Annotated in this window: 13 protein-coding genes; all 13 read left to right on the top strand. The window is 65.8% G+C overall.

Annotation, left to right across the window (positions count from 1 at the left end; all coding sequences use genetic code 11):
• Nucleotides 1-508: 508 nt before the first annotated feature.
• The 13 genes from hpnI (at nucleotide 509) to astD (ending at nucleotide 15,161) form a co-directional block, all read left to right on the top strand.
• Nucleotides 509-1,681 carry a bacteriohopanetetrol glucosamine biosynthesis glycosyltransferase HpnI gene (gene hpnI / locus VL15_RS26115; RefSeq protein ID WP_048249492.1) on the top strand — a complete coding sequence of 391 codons (1,173 nt, stop codon included), beginning with the start codon at nucleotides 509-511 and terminating at the stop codon, nucleotides 1,679-1,681.
• A 158-nt stretch (nucleotides 1,682-1,839) separates the two neighbouring features.
• A complete protein-coding gene (hpnJ, locus tag VL15_RS26110) occupies nucleotides 1,840-3,261 on the top strand; it encodes a hopanoid biosynthesis associated radical SAM protein HpnJ (RefSeq protein WP_048249491.1) in 1,422 nt (473 codons plus the stop codon).
• A gap of 3 nt (nucleotides 3,262-3,264) precedes the next feature.
• Nucleotides 3,265-4,149 (top strand): hopanoid biosynthesis-associated protein HpnK, encoded by an 885-nt coding sequence (hpnK, locus tag VL15_RS26105; protein ID WP_048249490.1) that lies wholly within the window; start codon nucleotides 3,265-3,267, stop codon nucleotides 4,147-4,149.
• A complete protein-coding gene (locus tag VL15_RS26100) occupies nucleotides 4,146-5,195 on the top strand; it encodes a lysylphosphatidylglycerol synthase domain-containing protein (RefSeq protein WP_048249488.1) in 1,050 nt (349 codons plus the stop codon). Before hpnK ends, VL15_RS26100 begins: the two co-directional genes overlap by 4 nt.
• A gap of 87 nt (nucleotides 5,196-5,282) precedes the next feature.
• Nucleotides 5,283-5,840, top strand: a complete 558-nt coding sequence (locus VL15_RS26095; RefSeq protein ID WP_048249486.1) for a lipoprotein — start codon at nucleotides 5,283-5,285, stop codon at nucleotides 5,838-5,840.
• 264 nt (nucleotides 5,841-6,104) lie between these two features.
• Nucleotides 6,105-6,794, top strand: coding sequence for an ABC transporter permease (locus tag VL15_RS26090; RefSeq protein ID WP_048249485.1), 690 nt, complete (start codon nucleotides 6,105-6,107; stop codon nucleotides 6,792-6,794).
• Nucleotides 6,791-7,504, top strand: a complete 714-nt coding sequence (locus tag VL15_RS26085; protein ID WP_048249484.1) for an ABC transporter permease — start codon at nucleotides 6,791-6,793, stop codon at nucleotides 7,502-7,504. Before VL15_RS26090 ends, VL15_RS26085 begins: the two co-directional genes overlap by 4 nt.
• Nucleotides 7,505-7,525: 21 nt before the next feature.
• Nucleotides 7,526-8,326: an ABC transporter ATP-binding protein gene (locus tag VL15_RS26080; RefSeq protein WP_048249483.1), complete on the top strand. Its 801-nt coding sequence runs from the start codon at nucleotides 7,526-7,528 to the stop codon at nucleotides 8,324-8,326.
• Nucleotides 8,327-8,348: 22 nt separating this feature from the next.
• The gene (locus VL15_RS26075; protein ID WP_048249482.1) at nucleotides 8,349-9,386 is read left to right on the top strand and encodes a GlxA family transcriptional regulator; all 1,038 of its coding nucleotides are present in this window, start codon (nucleotides 8,349-8,351) and stop codon (nucleotides 9,384-9,386) included.
• A gap of 957 nt (nucleotides 9,387-10,343) precedes the next feature.
• Nucleotides 10,344-11,576 carry an aspartate aminotransferase family protein gene (locus tag VL15_RS26070; RefSeq protein ID WP_048249480.1) on the top strand — a complete coding sequence of 411 codons (1,233 nt, stop codon included), beginning with the start codon at nucleotides 10,344-10,346 and terminating at the stop codon, nucleotides 11,574-11,576.
• Between the two features lie 30 nt (nucleotides 11,577-11,606).
• A complete protein-coding gene (gene aruF, locus VL15_RS26065) occupies nucleotides 11,607-12,659 on the top strand; it encodes an arginine/ornithine succinyltransferase subunit alpha (RefSeq protein ID WP_048249479.1) in 1,053 nt (350 codons plus the stop codon).
• Nucleotides 12,656-13,690, top strand: coding sequence for an arginine N-succinyltransferase (gene astA, locus VL15_RS26060; protein ID WP_048249477.1), 1,035 nt, complete (start codon nucleotides 12,656-12,658; stop codon nucleotides 13,688-13,690). Before aruF ends, astA begins: the two co-directional genes overlap by 4 nt.
• Nucleotides 13,691-13,697: 7 nt before the next feature.
• On the top strand, nucleotides 13,698-15,161 hold the full coding sequence (astD, locus tag VL15_RS26055) for a succinylglutamate-semialdehyde dehydrogenase (RefSeq protein ID WP_048249475.1): 1,464 nt from the start codon (nucleotides 13,698-13,700) through the stop codon (nucleotides 15,159-15,161).
• Nucleotides 15,162-15,166: the final 5 nt, after the last annotated feature.

Here is a 15,166-nt window from a genome sequence, read left to right as displayed (position 1 = left end):
TGGATCATTGTTGCAAAAATAAAGCTAATCCCCAAAGAATTACCAATCTTTACGGCGATTGGATGTGAATCCGCATCGACCTACAAATTTGCACGAAACGTTTGATTTTCAAGACTGCAATACGCTTGCAAAGCGCTTACGCTAACGTGAACGCGGTTGCGCCCAAATGGTTCTCCTGCAGCACAGCTTTGCCGGAATTGCACCAGTCCGTTTCTCGTAGTGCCGAGCGCGGGATGCCGCAGGCTGCTAAAATCCGGCGCCTGCCCATGTTGTGCCGATGCTAGCCATTCGAGTCTTCCCGCATCCCGTCCGGGCGGCGCGCGAAGATGCGCCACGCGAAGCCGGGCATGGTCGTACCCGAAGAATGGGTCATGCCTCCCCCATACACAGACGCTGCTGGAACAAGGAGTCGGGTCGTGCCCGCGTTCGTCGTTGTCGGAATACCGCATCACGCTGAATCACGCTCAAGCGTTCTCCGTGGCGTTCAGGTCGCCGGGAGGCGTTGCGCATGACGCAAACCGCAACGCTGCTCGACTGGCTCCTGATCGTGTTCACGCTGGCCGCAGCCGGCTATGCGCTCGTCGCCGCGTTCGCGCCGCGGCCGCGCACGCCGCGCACGGCCGCGCGCGACGGCTTCGATCCGGTCAGCGTGCTCAAGCCGCTGTGCGGCGCGGAGCCGCACCTGTACGAAAACCTCGCGACGTTCTGCGAGCAGCGGCATCCGCGGTATGAAGTGCTGTTCGGCGTCCAGTCGGCGGCCGATCCGGCCATTGCCGTCGTCGAGCGGTTGCGCGCCGACTATCCGGAGTGCGACATCACGCTGGTGGTCGATTCGCGCGTGCACGGCAAGAACCTGAAGGTCAGCAACCTGATCAATCTCGCCGGGCGCGCGAAGTACGGCCGGATCGTGATCGCGGACAGCGACATCGCGGTGAAGCCCGACTATCTGGAGCGCGTGACGGCACCGCTCGCCGATGCGTCGGTCGGTGTCGTCACGTGCCTGTATCATGCGCGCAGCGTCGGCGGGTTCTGGACGCGGATCGGCGCGCAGTTCGTCGACGCCTGGTTCGCGCCGTCGGTGCGGATCACGCACCTCGGCCGCTCGAGCCGCTTCGGCTTCGGCGCGACGCTCGCGCTGACGCGCGACACGCTCGACCGGATCGGCGGTTTTCTCGCGCTGAAGGACGAGCTGGCCGACGATTTCTGGCTTGCCGAGCTGCCGCGCCGCCTCGGGCGGCGCACCGTGCTGTCGGAAGTCGAGGTCGCGACCGACGTGATCGAACCGTCGTTCGGGCCTTTGTGGCACCGCGAGACGCGCTGGCTGCGCACGATCCGTTCGCTGAACCCGGCCGGCTTCGCGTTCCTGTTCATTACGTTTACCGTGCCGTGGCTCGCGATCGGCGCGGCACTTGCGCTGCGTCTCGATGGCACCTTCGCCGGCACGCTGGCGGGCGGGGCGGCCGTGGTCGGCGCATTCGGGCGGCTGGTGCTGCACGCACGCGGCGAGGACGGCTGGCGCGCGTTCTGGCGCGATCTGCCGCTCGTCGCGGTACGCGACACGCTGCTCGCGCTCGAGTGGCTCGCGGCCGCGTTCGGCACGCACGTCGTGTGGCGCGGTGCAAGGATGACGGTCGTCGGCGGCGAACGCGCGACGGCGGTGGAAGCGGTGGACGGCCGCTAGGGCCGTTCCCGATCGAACCCGGCCCGAGGGCCGAGACGCGTTGCGCGGCGAGGCCGCGCGGCGCGACATGACAGAGAGGCGGGCGCCGGCAGGGCGGCCCGCGGTTTATTGACTGAATCGTTGTAACGAATCGAACTATGCAGGCTACCGGAGCACTCATGAAAACGCTGTTCTTGCAGGCCCCTTCGTATGACGGCTTCGACGGCGGAGCCGGCTCGCGCTATCAGGCGAAGCGCGAAATCCGTTCCTTCTGGTATCCGACGTGGCTCGCACAGCCGGCCGCGCTCGTGCCGGGCAGCCGCGTCCTCGATGCGCCGGCCGACGGTCTGTCGGTCGAGGAAACGCTGAAGATCGCGAACGACTACGACCTCGTGATCATCCACACGAGCACGCCGTCGTTCCCGACCGACGCGATGTTCGCGCAGGATCTGAAGAAGATGAAGCCGTCGATGCTGGTCGGCATGGTCGGCGCGAAGGTGATGGTCGATCCGCACAACTCGCTCACGGCGAGCGAGGCAATCGACTTCGTGTGCCGCGAGGAATTCGACTACACCTGCAAGGAAATCGCCGAAGGCAAGCCGTTCCCCGAGATCAAGGGCTTGAGCTGGCGCGCGAAGGACGGCTCGATCGAGCACAACGAAGCGCGTCCGATCCTCGAGAACATGGACGAACTGCCGTTCGTCGCGCCCATCTACAAGCGCGACCTGAAGATCGACAACTACTTCATCGGCTACCTGAACTACCCGTACGTATCGATCTACACGGGCCGCGGCTGCAAGTCGCGCTGCACGTTCTGCCTGTGGCCGCAGACGGTCAGCGGCCATCGCTACCGCACGCGCTCGGTCGAGAACGTGCTCGCGGAAGCGAAGTGGATCCGCGACAACATGCCGGAAGTGAAGGAACTGATGTTCGACGACGACACCTTCACCGACGACCTGCCGCGCGCCGAAGCCATCGCCATCGGTCTGGGCAAGCTCGGCATGACGTGGTCGTGCAACGCGAAGGCCAACGTGCCGTACAAGTCGCTCAAGGTCATGAAGGAAAACGGCCTGCGCCTGCTGCTGGTCGGCTTCGAATCCGGCGACGACCAGATCCTCGTGAACATCAAGAAGGGCGTGCGCACCGATTTCGCGCGCCGCTTCAGCGCGGACTGCAAGAAGCTCGGCATCAAGATCCACGGCACCTTCATTCTCGGCCTGCCGGGCGAGACGCAGGAAACCATCAAGAAGACGATCGAGTACGCGAAGGAAATCAATCCGCACACGATCCAGGTCTCGCTCGCCGCGCCGTATCCGGGCACGACGCTCTACAAGCAGGCCGTGGAAAACGGCTGGATGGAAGAGAACAAGACCATCAACCTGGTGAGCAAGGAAGGCGTGCAGCTCGCGGCGATCGGCTACGCGCATCTGTCGCGCGACGAGATCTATCACCACCTCGAGCAGTTCTATCGCCAGTTCTACTTCCGTCCGTCGAAGATCTGGGAAATCGTCCGCGAGATGCTGACGAGCTGGGACATGATGAAGCGCCGCCTGCGCGAAGGTGTCGAGTTCTTCCGCTTCCTGCGTGCACACGAGGCCTGATTCGTGGCGACGCAGCGGGCGGCGCGGGCGCTGATCTTCACCGCGGACGACTTCGGGCTGCACCCGCGCGTCAACGCGGCGGTCGAGCGTGCGCACCGCGACGGCGTGCTGAACGCCGCGAGCCTGATGGTCGGCGCGCCCGCCGCGCAGGATGCGATCGAACGCGCGCGGCGGCTGCCGTCGCTCGCGGTCGGCCTGCATCTCGTCCTCGCGGACGGGCCGGCCACGCTGCCCGCGCATGAGATTCCCGCGCTCGTCGGCCCCGGCGGGCGCTTCGGCGACGCGATGGCGAAGGATGGCTGTCGCTTTTTCTTCCTGCCGCACGTGCGTGCGCAGTTGCGCCGCGAAATCCGCGCGCAGTTCGACGCGTTCGCGGCGAGCGGTTTGCCGCTCGACCACGTGAACGCGCACAAGCATTTCCACCTGCATCCGACCGTGCTGTCGCTGATCATCGAGATCGGCCGCGACTACGGGCTGCGCGCGGTGCGGCTGCCGTACGAGACGACCGCGCCCGCGCTGCTCAAGCCGTGGATCGCGCTGGTGCGCGCGCGGCTCGACCGTGCGGGGCTCGCGCACAACGACTACGTGGTCGGGATCGAACACACGGGCGCGATGGACGAGGCCGTGCTGCTCGACGCGCTCGCGTCGCTGCCGCCGGGTGTCGGCGAGATCTATTGCCATCCGGCCGAGGCCGGCGACGGCCCGATCACGCCGACGATGGCCGGCTACCGTCCGGTCGACGAACTGGATGCGCTGCTGTCGCCGCGCGTCGCGGCCGCGCTGAAGTCTTCGGGCGTCGCGACCGGCGGTTTTGCCGACGTGTTCGGCCAGCCCGCGGCACGGCGGGGCGCGCATGCGCCGCGCGCACCGGGAGCGCAGCCGTCATGACCAAGTGGATCAAGTGGCTCGGCTGGCCGATCGGCATCGGCATCCTGCTCGCGCTGGGGCTGCACGAAGGCGTCGGCGACGTGTCGCAGATGCTCGCGCGCGCCGGTTACGCGCTGCTGTGGCTCGTGCCGTTCCATGCGCTGCCGTTGCTGCTCGATGCGTACGCGTGGCACCTGCTGCTCGACCGGCGCAGTTCGCTGCCGTTCCTGTGGTGGATCGCGACCGTGCGCGAGGCCGTGAACCGGCTGCTGCCCGTGGTCGGGATCGGCGGCGAGCTGGTCGGCATCCGGCTCGCGCGCTGGCAGGTGCCCGACGCGAGCCGCGTGACGGCGTCGGTGATCGTCGAGGTGCTCGTGACGATCGTCGTCCAGTATGCGTTCGCCGCGCTCGGCCTCGTGCTGCTGCTCGCGACGACGGACAACATGGGCGGCGGCACGATCGGCCTCGCGCTGCTGCTGACGCTGCCGCTGCCCGTGCTCGGCGTCGTGCTGATGCGCCGCGGCGGCATCTTCCACGCGATCGAGCGTTTCGCGGGCCGCCTGCTCGGCGATTCGCACCGGCTGCTGCAGGGCGTCGACGGCCGCCGGCTCGACGCCGACATCGACGGGCTGATGTCGCGCACGGGCCTGCTGTTCAGCGCGTTCTTCTGGCAACTGGCCGGTTATGTGCTCGGCGCGCTCGAGATCTACTGGGCGCTCGCGCTGCTCGGCCATCCGGTGTCGATCGGCGGCGCGATCGCGATCGAGGCAATGACGCAGGCCGTGCGGCATGCGGCGTTCATGGTGCCGGGCGGCCTCGGCGTGCAGGAGGCGACCGTCGTGCTGCTCGCGCAGATGTTCGGCGTCGACCGCGAGACCGCGCTGTCGCTTGCGCTGGTCAAGCGCGGCCGCGAGGTGCTGTTCGGCTGCCTGGCGCTTGGTTCGTGGCAGCTCGCCGAACTTGTGCGCACGCGCCGCCGCGTCAATGTGCCGCCGGCCGTGCCGCGCGCGCCGCACGCGGCGAGCCGCGTGACCGAATCCGAAACTGAAACCGAAACGACGCATTGAACACGAGACGGGCCGCGCGCCCGTCTCGCGCTTTTGGCGCCGCACGGGTATGCTTGCCGCGTGTTTTCTCGACGTGCATTTCTTCCGATGATTTTCCGTTTCCGGCTGCTTCCCATGACGATGCTGGCCGCCGCGCTGGCGCTGACTGGCTGCGACGACAAGCAAGGTAACCTCGACGTGCAACGCATCAGGGACTTCTTCAATGCGATCAAGCCCGCGCCGCTGCTGCTGAAGGGGCTGAAGGTCGGCGAATCGACCGAGGCCGACGTGCGCGGCACGATGGGCAAGCCCGAGACCGAGCGCGAGTTCACCGACGGCTCGAAGCGCCTCGAATATCCGCGCGGCCCGATGGGCAACCAGACGTGGTTCGTCGATCTCGATGCGAACGGGCGCTATACGGGCGCGACGCAGGTGCTGACCGCCGAGAATTTCGCGAAGGTGCGCCCCGGGATGAACGAGGACGAGGTGCGGCGCCTGCTCGGCAAGCCCGGCGACATCGCGCAGTACCCGCTGAAGCCCGAGACGGTCTGGAGCTGGCGCTGGCTCGAGGACGGCGTCAACACCGACGCGTTCTTCAATGTCCATTTCGGCCCGGACGGGCTTGTCTATACGACCTCGCGCTCCGACATCCTGAAGGGACGGTAAACCGTCGCCGGCGCTATATCGAAAAAGCGACCGGAAAATTGCAAAAAGTCCGCTTCCCTGAGTGTCATCCGACTGTCAGGAAGCGGCTTTTTTCCTTTTGAAACAGCGGAGTAGATTGCGTCGCAAATGATGGGACGGGTTGTTGCGATGCAGCAATCGCGCGCAAGGTGATTTGAGGCAATCAATTTCGCTTGCGACTATCCGCGTCAACCCGGCGCGGGACAGGCATACGCGCCGGCATCCATTCCAACTCTGGAGACGCGCGTGTTCCTTTACGGCTTTGGTCCTGTCCTCTGGGCTGGCACCGTGCAGACCATCGAGCTGTCGGTGCTGTCGCTCGCCACTGCGGTGGTGCTGGGGCTGATCGGCGCGGTGGCGAAGCTGTCGCCCAACCGGGTGCTGCGAGCGATCGCGACCGGTTATACGACGCTGATCCGCTCGGTGCCCGATCTTGTCCTGATGCTGCTGCTGTTCTACAGCATCCAGATCTGGCTGAACCAGTTCACCGACCTCGTCGGCTGGGACCAGATCGACATCGACCCGTTCGTGGCCGGCGTGCTGACGCTCGGCTTCATTTACGGCGCGTATTTCACCGAGACCTTTCGCGGCGCGTTCCTGTCGGTGCCGCGCGGCCAGCTCGAGGCGGGTGCCGCGTACGGGATGAGCGGCGCGCGCGTGTTCGCGCGGATCATGTTTCCTCAGATGATGCGCTTTGCTCTGCCCGGGATCGGGAACAACTGGCAGGTGCTCGTGAAGGCCACCGCGCTGGTGTCGATCATCGGCCTTGCGGACGTCGTGAAGGCCGCGCAGGACGCCGGCAAGAGCACGTTCAACATGTTCTTCTTCATCCTCGTCGCGGCGCTGATCTATCTCGCGATCACGACCGTTTCCAACCTCGTGCTGATTCAGCTCGAGAAGCGTTATTCCATGGGCGTGCGGCACGCAGAACTATGATCGAGATCCTCCAGGAATTCGGCAAGGCGTTCCTTTACTGGGACGGCCAGCGCCTCTCCGGCCTCACGGTGACGCTGTGGCTGCTCGTTGCGTCGATTTCGCTCGGCTTCGTGTGCGCGGTGCCGCTCGCGGTCGCGCGCGTGTCGAGGAAGAAGTGGGTGTCGATGCCCGTGCGGTTCTACACGTACGTGTTCCGCGGTACGCCGCTCTACGTGCAGTTGCTGCTGATGTACACGGGCATGTACAGCCTCGAGTTCGTGCGTTCGCACTCGCTGCTCGACGCGTTCTTCCGCAGCGGCTTCAACTGCGCGATTCTCGCGTTCGCGCTGAACACCTGCGCGTACACGACCGAGATCTTCGCGGGGGCGATCCGCGCGATCCCGCACGGCGAGGTCGAGGCTGCGCGTGCGTACGGGATGACGCCGTTCACGATGTATCGCCGCGTGATCCTGCCGTCGGCGCTGCGTCGTGCGCTGCCGCTGTACAGCAACGAGGTGATCCTGATGCTGCACGCGACGACCGTGGCGTTCACGGCGACCGTGCCCGACATCCTGAAGGTCGCCCGCGACGCCAATTCCGCGACCTACATGGCGTTCCAGTCGTTCGGAATCGCCGCGCTGATCTATCTTGCGGTATCTTTCGCACTCGTCGCGGCGTTTCGCCGTGCGGAGCGCCACTGGCTTGCGTATCTCGCAGCCGGCCGTCATTGATTTCACTTCGAGGAGAGCCAGTTGGCCGAGATCACTCAAACGAGCGCTTCCGCTTCCACCAAGCTTGCGGCGGTCGATATCCACAAGCGCTACGGCGACAACGAGGTGCTCAAGGGCGTGTCGCTGAACGCGAAGGCCGGTGACGTCATCAGCATCATCGGCGCGAGCGGCTCGGGCAAGAGCACGTTCCTGCGCTGCATCAATTTTCTCGAGCGGCCGAATGCGGGGCAGATCGTCGTCGACGGCGAGACCGTGCGCACCAAGACCGACCGGGCTGGCGCGCTCGAAGTCGCCGATCACAAGCAATTGCAGCGCATCCGCACGAAGCTCGCGATGGTGTTCCAGCACTTCAACCTCTGGGCGCACATGAACGTGCTCGAGAACGTGATGGAAGCGCCGTTGCACGTGCTCGGCATTTCGAAGAAGGAAGCCGAGGATCGTGCGCGCGAGTACCTGGAGAAGGTCGGCTTGCCGCCGCGCGTCGAGAAGCAGTATCCGTCGCACCTGTCGGGCGGCCAGCAGCAGCGTGTCGCGATTGCGCGCGCGCTCGCGATGCATCCGGACGTGATGCTGTTCGACGAACCGACGTCGGCGCTCGACCCGGAGCTCGTGGGCGAAGTGCTGAAGGTGATGCAGAAGCTCGCCGAGGAAGGCCGCACGATGATCGTCGTCACGCACGAGATGGGCTTCGCGCGCAACGTGTCGAACCACGTGATGTTCCTGCATCAGGGGCGGACCGAGGAAGAGGGCGATCCGAAGGAGGTGCTGGTGCGCCCGCAGAGCGAGCGGCTGAAGCAGTTCCTGTCGGGCAGTCTCAAGTAACGCGACAGGGCGGGTTTCATACGTGGTACCGGTGTCTCGTCCCGCAGGCGCCACCCGCACGACGCAGGTGGCGATCGTTGCATTGCCGCCCGTGTCGATGTCGGGCGTGGGCCCGATCGTCGATGCGTTGAATCTTGCGAACGAGATCGACGGGCGGTTGCTGTATCGCTGGCAGGTCTGTTCGTGGGACGGGCGGCCGGTGCCGCTCGCGGGCGGTGCGCAGTGGCATGCCGATGCGGCGTTCAACGATGCGATCGCGTGCGACTGGCTGATCGTCGTCTCCGAGCGGTTCCAGCAGTTTGCCGATTACCGGCTCTTTCTCGCGAGTCTCGCGCGGGTCGGGCAGCGTACGCCGCTCGTCACCGGCATTCACCACGGCGTGTGGTGGCTCGCGATGGCCGGGCAGCTTTCAGGGTATCGCGTGAGCGTGAACTGGGAGACGTATCAGCAGTTCGCCGAGCAGTTCGAGCGGTCGATCGTCACGCAGCAGATCTTCGAGATCGATCGCGATCGGGCGACCTGTGCCGGCGGGCAGACCACCGTTGATTTCATGCTGGCCGTGATTGGCCGGGAACATGGTGTCGATCTCGCCGAGAGAATTGCCGATGCGCTCGGTGCGGGGACGTTGCGGAGCGGTGAGGAACGCCAGCGGATTCCTTTTGTGACCGCGCCCGGCGAGCGGCATCCTCAGTTGAACGATGCGTTGCTGCTGATGGAAGCCAATGTCGAGGATCCGTTGACGACCGATGAGATCGCCGAATTGGTCGGCGTTTCGCGCCGACAGTTGGAGCGGTTGTTTCGGCAGTATCTTGGGGCGATGCCGTCGAAGTATTACCTCAATCTTCGGTTGCTCAAGGCTCGGACGCAGTTGCAGCGCACGAGCAAATCCGTCGTGCAGGTGAGTCTTGCATGTGGGTTCTCTTCTGCTGCGCATTTTTCCAATGCTTATCGGGAGAGGTTCGGGGTGACGCCTCGGGAAGATCGGCGAGCCTGGCTCGAGAAGCAGACCGGGAGTGAGCCTCGCGGGGGCGCGCTGGTTGAGAGGGGGGGGAAGGATTGATTCGTGGTTCGCTTGCGTTTGTCGTGAAGCACCTGTGATCGTGTCGGTCTATTAGCGTCGCCCCTGCGCGGGGCGGCGGTTACTTTTCTTTGTCTTGCCAAAGAAAAGTAACCAAAAGAAAGGCGCTCGGACAACGCATGACTTCCCGGTGCCATGGCCTTCTGAGTGGCCACCGCCTAAGTGTCCGCGCCAGGCCAGAACCCGGAGTGGTTCGAGCAATGGTTCTGACACCACTCACCACCCAACAGAGCGGTATACCTCCCGCTAGCTCCATCCTCGCTACGCTCGGCTGCAAGGTGCTTCAGATTGTGCTGCATGCCTTCTTGCTCCTGCCGAGACATCATGCCGCCGGACACTCCCAGAATCCCCATGCTGGCCAGCTACCTTCATCGGCATTGGCTCAAGGCTGCTCCTTATTCTTTGTGATCACTCATTCATTGCTTCATTGGATTGGGGTGGGGTTGTTTCGTCAGTGGTGCTGGAGGGATGTGTCCCTGTCGGCCGAGCGAAGCGAGGGCGGAGCTAGCGGGCGGTATACCGCTTTGTTGGGTGGTGAGTGGTGTCAGAACCATTGCTCGGACCACTCCGGTTTCGTGACTGGCGCGGACACTTAGGCGAGGACCACTCAGAGGGCCACGGCACCGGGAAGTCATGCGTTGTCCGAGCGCCTTTCTTTTGGTTACTTTTCTTTGGCAAGACAAAGAAAAGTAACCGCTGCCCCGCGCAGGGGCGACGCTAATAGACCGACACGATCACAGGTGCTTCACGACAAACGCAAGCAATCAACCCAAACCCCCAAAAATACCGACACACCAAACAAGAACCCCCGCCGGGAGGGCAAAATAAAGCGGCCTATCCGCTTCCGATAGAACCCGTCGCAATTCCGCAAGACGCTTGCGTCACCCTTACCTAAACTTGATCCTGTTGAACCCTCTTACGAAACCGAAAGGAACGACCATGACGACCTCGACCGTGAACCGCCAGACATTCGACGAAGTGATGGTGCCGGTATTTTCCCCCGCCCCGTTCGTGCCGGATCGCGCAGAGGGCTCCCGCGTGTGGGACACGGCCGGCCGCGAATACGTGGATTTCGCATGCGGCATCGCGGTGACGTCCCTTGGTCACAGCCACCCGGAACTGCTGAAGGTCCTCGATGAACAAAGCCGCAAGCTCTGGCACATCGGCAACGGCTACACGAACGAGCCGGTGCTGCGCCTCGCGAAGCGCCTCGAATCGCTGACGTTCGCCGACCGCGCATTCTTCGCGAACTCGGGCGCGGAAGCGAACGAAGCCGCACTGAAGCTCGCGCGCCGAGTCGCGTTCGATCGCCACGGCGCCGATAAAGCCGAAATCATCTCGTTCGTGCAGTCGTTCCACGGCCGCACGTTCTTCACGGTCAGCGTCGGCGGCCAGCCGAAATACTCGGAAGGCTTCGGCCCCGTGCCGGCCGGCATCACGCACCTGCCGTACAACGACATCGAAGCCGCGAAGGCGGCGATCGGTCCGCAAACCTGCGCGGTGATCGTCGAACCGGTGCAGGGCGAAGGCGGCGTGATCCCGGCCGATCCGGCGTTCCTGAAGGCGCTGCGCGAAGCGTGCGACGCCAACGGCGCACTGCTGATTTTCGACGAAGTGCAAACGGGCGTCGGCCGCACGGGCCAGTTCTACGCGTACATGGACACGGGCGTCACGCCGGACATCCTGACGACCGCGAAGGCGCTCGGCAACGGCTTCCCGATCGGCGCGATGCTGACGACGAACGAACTGGCCGCGCACTTCAAGGTCGGCGTGCACGGCACGACCTACGGCGGCAACCCGCTCGCGTCGGCGATCGCCGACAAGGTCGTCGAACTGATCGGCGACCCGGAACTGCTCGAAGGCGTGCGCGAACGTAGCGTGCGCCTGAAGGGCGCGCTCGAACGCGTCAACGCACGCTTCGGCATCTTCAAGGACATCCGCGGCAAGGGCCTGCTCGTCGGTGCCGAACTCACGGCCGCGTTCGACGGCCGCGCGAAGGACTTCGTCAATGCGGCAGCCGAGCAAGGCCTGATCATGCTGATCGCCGGCCCGAACGTGCTGCGCTTCGTCCCGTCGCTGGTGATCCCGTTCGACCTGCTCGACGAAGGCGTCAAGCGCTTCGAGAAGGCAGTCGAACAAGTGCTCGCCGCGCAGGAAGCCACCGCGCGCTGATCGGCGCACCCATCGCAGACAGGAACGACGATGCTATTTGTTCGCCCCGGCAAACTCACGGATCTCGATGCGCTCGCGCACATGGCGCGCACGGCGCAGCCGGTCCTGCACTCGCTGCCGCACGACCGCGCGGCGCTCGAAGCGCGTGTGGCGCTCTCCGAGGATTCGTTTCGCGCGGACGTCGACTTCGCCGGCGAGGAGTTCTACCTCTTCGTGCTGGAAGATTCGTCGACGGGCAAGCTGCTCGGCACGGCGAGCATCGTGGCCGCGGCCGGCTACTCGGAACCGTTCTACGCGTTCCGCAACGACGCACTGATCCACGCGTCGCGCGAGCTGCACGTGAACCGCAAGATCCACGCGCTCACGATGTCGCACGAGCTGACCGGCAAGAGCCGGCTCGCCGGCTTCTATGTCGATCCGTCGCTGCGCGGCGACGCGGCCGCGCACCTGATCTCGCGCGCACGGATGATGTACATCGCCGCGAACCGCCGCCGCTTCACGCCCGAAGTGTTCACGCTGCTGCTCGGCGTGAGCGACGGCAACGGCGCATCGCCGTTCTGGGAAGCGGTGGGCCGCAAGTTCTTCGGCCGCGACTTCACCGACGTCGACATCGCGTCGGGCGGGCGCAGCCGCACGTTCATCGCGGAAGTGATGCCGGCCTATCCGCTCTACGTGCCGCTGCTGCCGGAAGCCGCGCAGCGCGTGCTCGGCGAGCCGAACGAGACGGCACTGCTCGCGTACGACATCCATCTCGAGGAAGGCTTCGAGCCCGACCGCTTCGTCGACATCTTCGACGCGGGCCCGGTGCTGACCGCGCAGGTCGACCGCACCGCGTGCGTGAAGCACGGCGCCGAGCGCACCGTGCGCGAAGCCGCGCGCGAGCAGGGCGACGTCGCGTACATGGTGTCGACGGGCAGCGGCGAATCGTTCCGCTGCGTGCTGACCGACTTGCCGGGCGAGACGGGTGACGCGCCGCTGGCCGGCGACGTGCGCGCGGCGCTCGACGTGAAGGACGGCGATGTCGTGCGCTGCGTGCCGCTGCACCGCCGCGACGATGAAGATTTGAAGGGAGACGCAGCATGATCGTTGTTCGGGTCGTACAAACGGGCGACGTCGATGCGCTCGTGTCGCTCGCGAAGGAAACCGGGCCGGGCCTGACCACGTTCAAGCCCGACCGCGACGCGCTTGCCGCGCGCATCGAACGCACGCGCCGCACGCTCGCGGGCGAGGCCGAGCCCGGCGAGGCCGGCTACTTCTTCGTGATGGAAGAATCGAAGACGGGCGACATCGCGGGCGTGTGCGGAATCGAGTCGCAGGTCGGCCTCGAACAGCCGTTCTACAACTACCGCGTGAGCACGGTCGTGCACGCGAGCCAGGAGCTCGGCGTGTGGACGCGGATGTCCGCGCTGAACATCTCGCACGACCTGACCGGTTATGCGGAGGTGTGCTCGCTGTTCCTCAGCCCGCGCTATCGCACGGGCGGCGTCGGCGGCCTGCTGTCGCGCTCGCGCTTCATGTTCATCGCGCAGTTCCGCGACCGTTTCCCGGAACGCATCTGCGCGGAATTGCGCGGCCACTTCGACGAAGACGGCACGTCGCCGTTCTGGCGCGCGGTCGGTTCGCACTTCTACCAGATCGATTTCAACGCGGCCGACTATCTCAGCTCGCACGGCCGCAAGTCGTTCCTCGCGGAACTGATGCCGCGCTACCCCGTGTACGTCGATCTGCTGCCGCAGGACGCGCAGGATGCGGTCGGCCTCACGCACCGCGACACGCTGCCCGCCCGCAAGATGCTCGAGGCGGAAGGGCTGCGCTACCAGAATCACGTCGACATCTTCGACGCGGGCCCCGTGCTCGAATGCCACGTGAACGACCTGCGCACCGTGCGCGAGAGCGTCGTCGTGCCGGTCGCGATCGGCGTGCCTGACGCGGGAGGCGAGCGCCCGCCGACGTCGCTGGTGTCGAACACGTCGCTCACCGATTTCCGCGTCGGCGTCGCGCCGGGCGTGGTCACGAACGGCGCGTTCGTGCTGTCGGCCGACGATGCCGCCGCGCTCGACGTGAAGGCCGGCGATCCGGTCCGCGTGCTGCCGCTCAAAGTCAAACAGGGATAAACGAACCATGACGGAACTCTTCATCGACGGCGCCTGGGTCGCAGGCTCGGGCCCCGTCTTCGCTTCGCGCAACTCGGGCACCGACGAAATCGCGTGGCAGGGTGAAAGCGCGTCGGCGGCCGACGTCGACCGCGCGGTTGCGAGCGCGCGCCGCGCATTCGCCGGCTGGTCGGCGCTCGACTTCGAATCGCGCTGCGCGATCGCCAAGCGCTTCGCGGCATTGCTCAACGAACGCAAGGAAGCGATCGCGACCGCGATCGGCCGCGAGACGGGCAAGCCGCTGTGGGAAGCGCGCACCGAAGTCGCGTCGATGGCCGCGAAGGTCGGCATTTCGATCCAGGCGTACCAGGAACGCACGGGCGAGAAGCGCCAGGACATGGCCGACGGTGTCGCGGTGCTGCGCCACCGTCCGCACGGCGTCGTCGCGGTGTTCGGCCCGTACAACTTCCCCGGCCATTTGCCGAACGGCCATATCGTGCCCGCGCTGATCGCCGGCAACGCGGTGGTGTTCAAGCCGTCGGAGCTTGCGCCGGGCGTTGCGCGTGCGACAGTCGAGGTGTGGAAGGAAGCCGGGCTGCCGGACGGCGTGCTGAACCTCGTGCAGGGCGAGAAGGACACGGGCATCGCGCTCGCGAATCATCGGCAGATCGACGGGCTGTTCTTCACGGGCAGCTCGGACACCGGCACGCTGCTGCACAAGCAGTTCGGCGGCCGTCCGGAAATCGTGCTCGCGCTCGAGATGGGCGGCAACAACCCGCTCGTGATCGGCGAAGTCGAGGACATCGACGCGGCCGTGCATCACACGATCCAGTCGGCGTTCCTGTCGGCCGGCCAGCGCTGCACGTGCGCGCGCCGCATCTTCGTGCCGCAGGGCGCGTTCGGCGACCGCTTTCTCGCGCGCTTCGCCGACGTCACGTCGAAGATCACGGCCGACGTGTTCGACGCCGATCCGCAGCCGTTCATGGGCGCGGTGATCTCGGCCCGCGCGGCCGCGAAGCTCGTCGACGCGCAGTCGCGCCTGATCGAGCAGGGTGCGAAGCCGATCATCGCGATGACGCAGCGCGATCCGCGCCTCGGTTTCGTGAACGCGGCGATCGTCGACGTGACGGGGGTGGCCAGCCTGCCCGACGAAGAGCACTTCGGCCCGCTCGCGCAGATCGTGCGCTACGCGACGTTCGACGAAGCGATCGAGCGCGCGAACGACACGGCGTTCGGCCTGTCCGCCGGCCTGCTCGCCGACGACGCGCACGCATGGGAACACTTCCGCCGCACGATTCGCGCCGGGATCGTCAACTGGAACCGGCCGACCAACGGCGCGTCGTCCGCCGCGCCGTTCGGCGGCACGGGCCGCTCGGGCAACCATCGCCCGAGCGCGTACTACGCGGCCGACTATTGCGCGTTTCCGATGGCGTCGGTGGAAAGCACGCAACTGACCTTGCCCGCGAGCCTGTCGCCGGGCCTGCATTTCTGATCGAG

Origin of the sequence: Burkholderia cepacia (genome assembly GCF_001039005.1) — a bacterium.
Lineage (GTDB): Bacteria > Pseudomonadota > Gammaproteobacteria > Burkholderiales > Burkholderiaceae > Burkholderia > Burkholderia theae.
Note: the sequence above shows the minus strand (reverse complement) of the source record. Positions and strands in the feature narration are given on the sequence as shown.

Bases quoted from the DNA above. Each gene is read 5' to 3' on its own strand.
- hpnI (WP_048249492.1), top strand. From the start codon at position 509: ATGACGCAAACCGCAACGCTGCTCGACTGGCTCCTGATCGTGTTCACG.
- VL15_RS26085 (WP_048249484.1), top strand. From the start codon at position 6,791: ATGATCGAGATCCTCCAGGAATTCGGCAAGGCGTTCCTTTACTGGGAC.
- aruF (WP_048249479.1), top strand. From the start codon at position 11,607: ATGCTATTTGTTCGCCCCGGCAAACTCACGGATCTCGATGCGCTCGCG.
- hpnJ (WP_048249491.1), top strand. From the start codon at position 1,840: ATGAAAACGCTGTTCTTGCAGGCCCCTTCGTATGACGGCTTCGACGGC.
- astD (WP_048249475.1), top strand. From the start codon at position 13,698: ATGACGGAACTCTTCATCGACGGCGCCTGGGTCGCAGGCTCGGGCCCC.
- VL15_RS26095 (WP_048249486.1), top strand. From the start codon at position 5,283: ATGATTTTCCGTTTCCGGCTGCTTCCCATGACGATGCTGGCCGCCGCG.
- VL15_RS26100 (WP_048249488.1), top strand. From the start codon at position 4,146: ATGACCAAGTGGATCAAGTGGCTCGGCTGGCCGATCGGCATCGGCATC.
- astA (WP_048249477.1), top strand. From the start codon at position 12,656: ATGATCGTTGTTCGGGTCGTACAAACGGGCGACGTCGATGCGCTCGTG.
- VL15_RS26070 (WP_048249480.1), top strand. From the start codon at position 10,344: ATGACGACCTCGACCGTGAACCGCCAGACATTCGACGAAGTGATGGTG.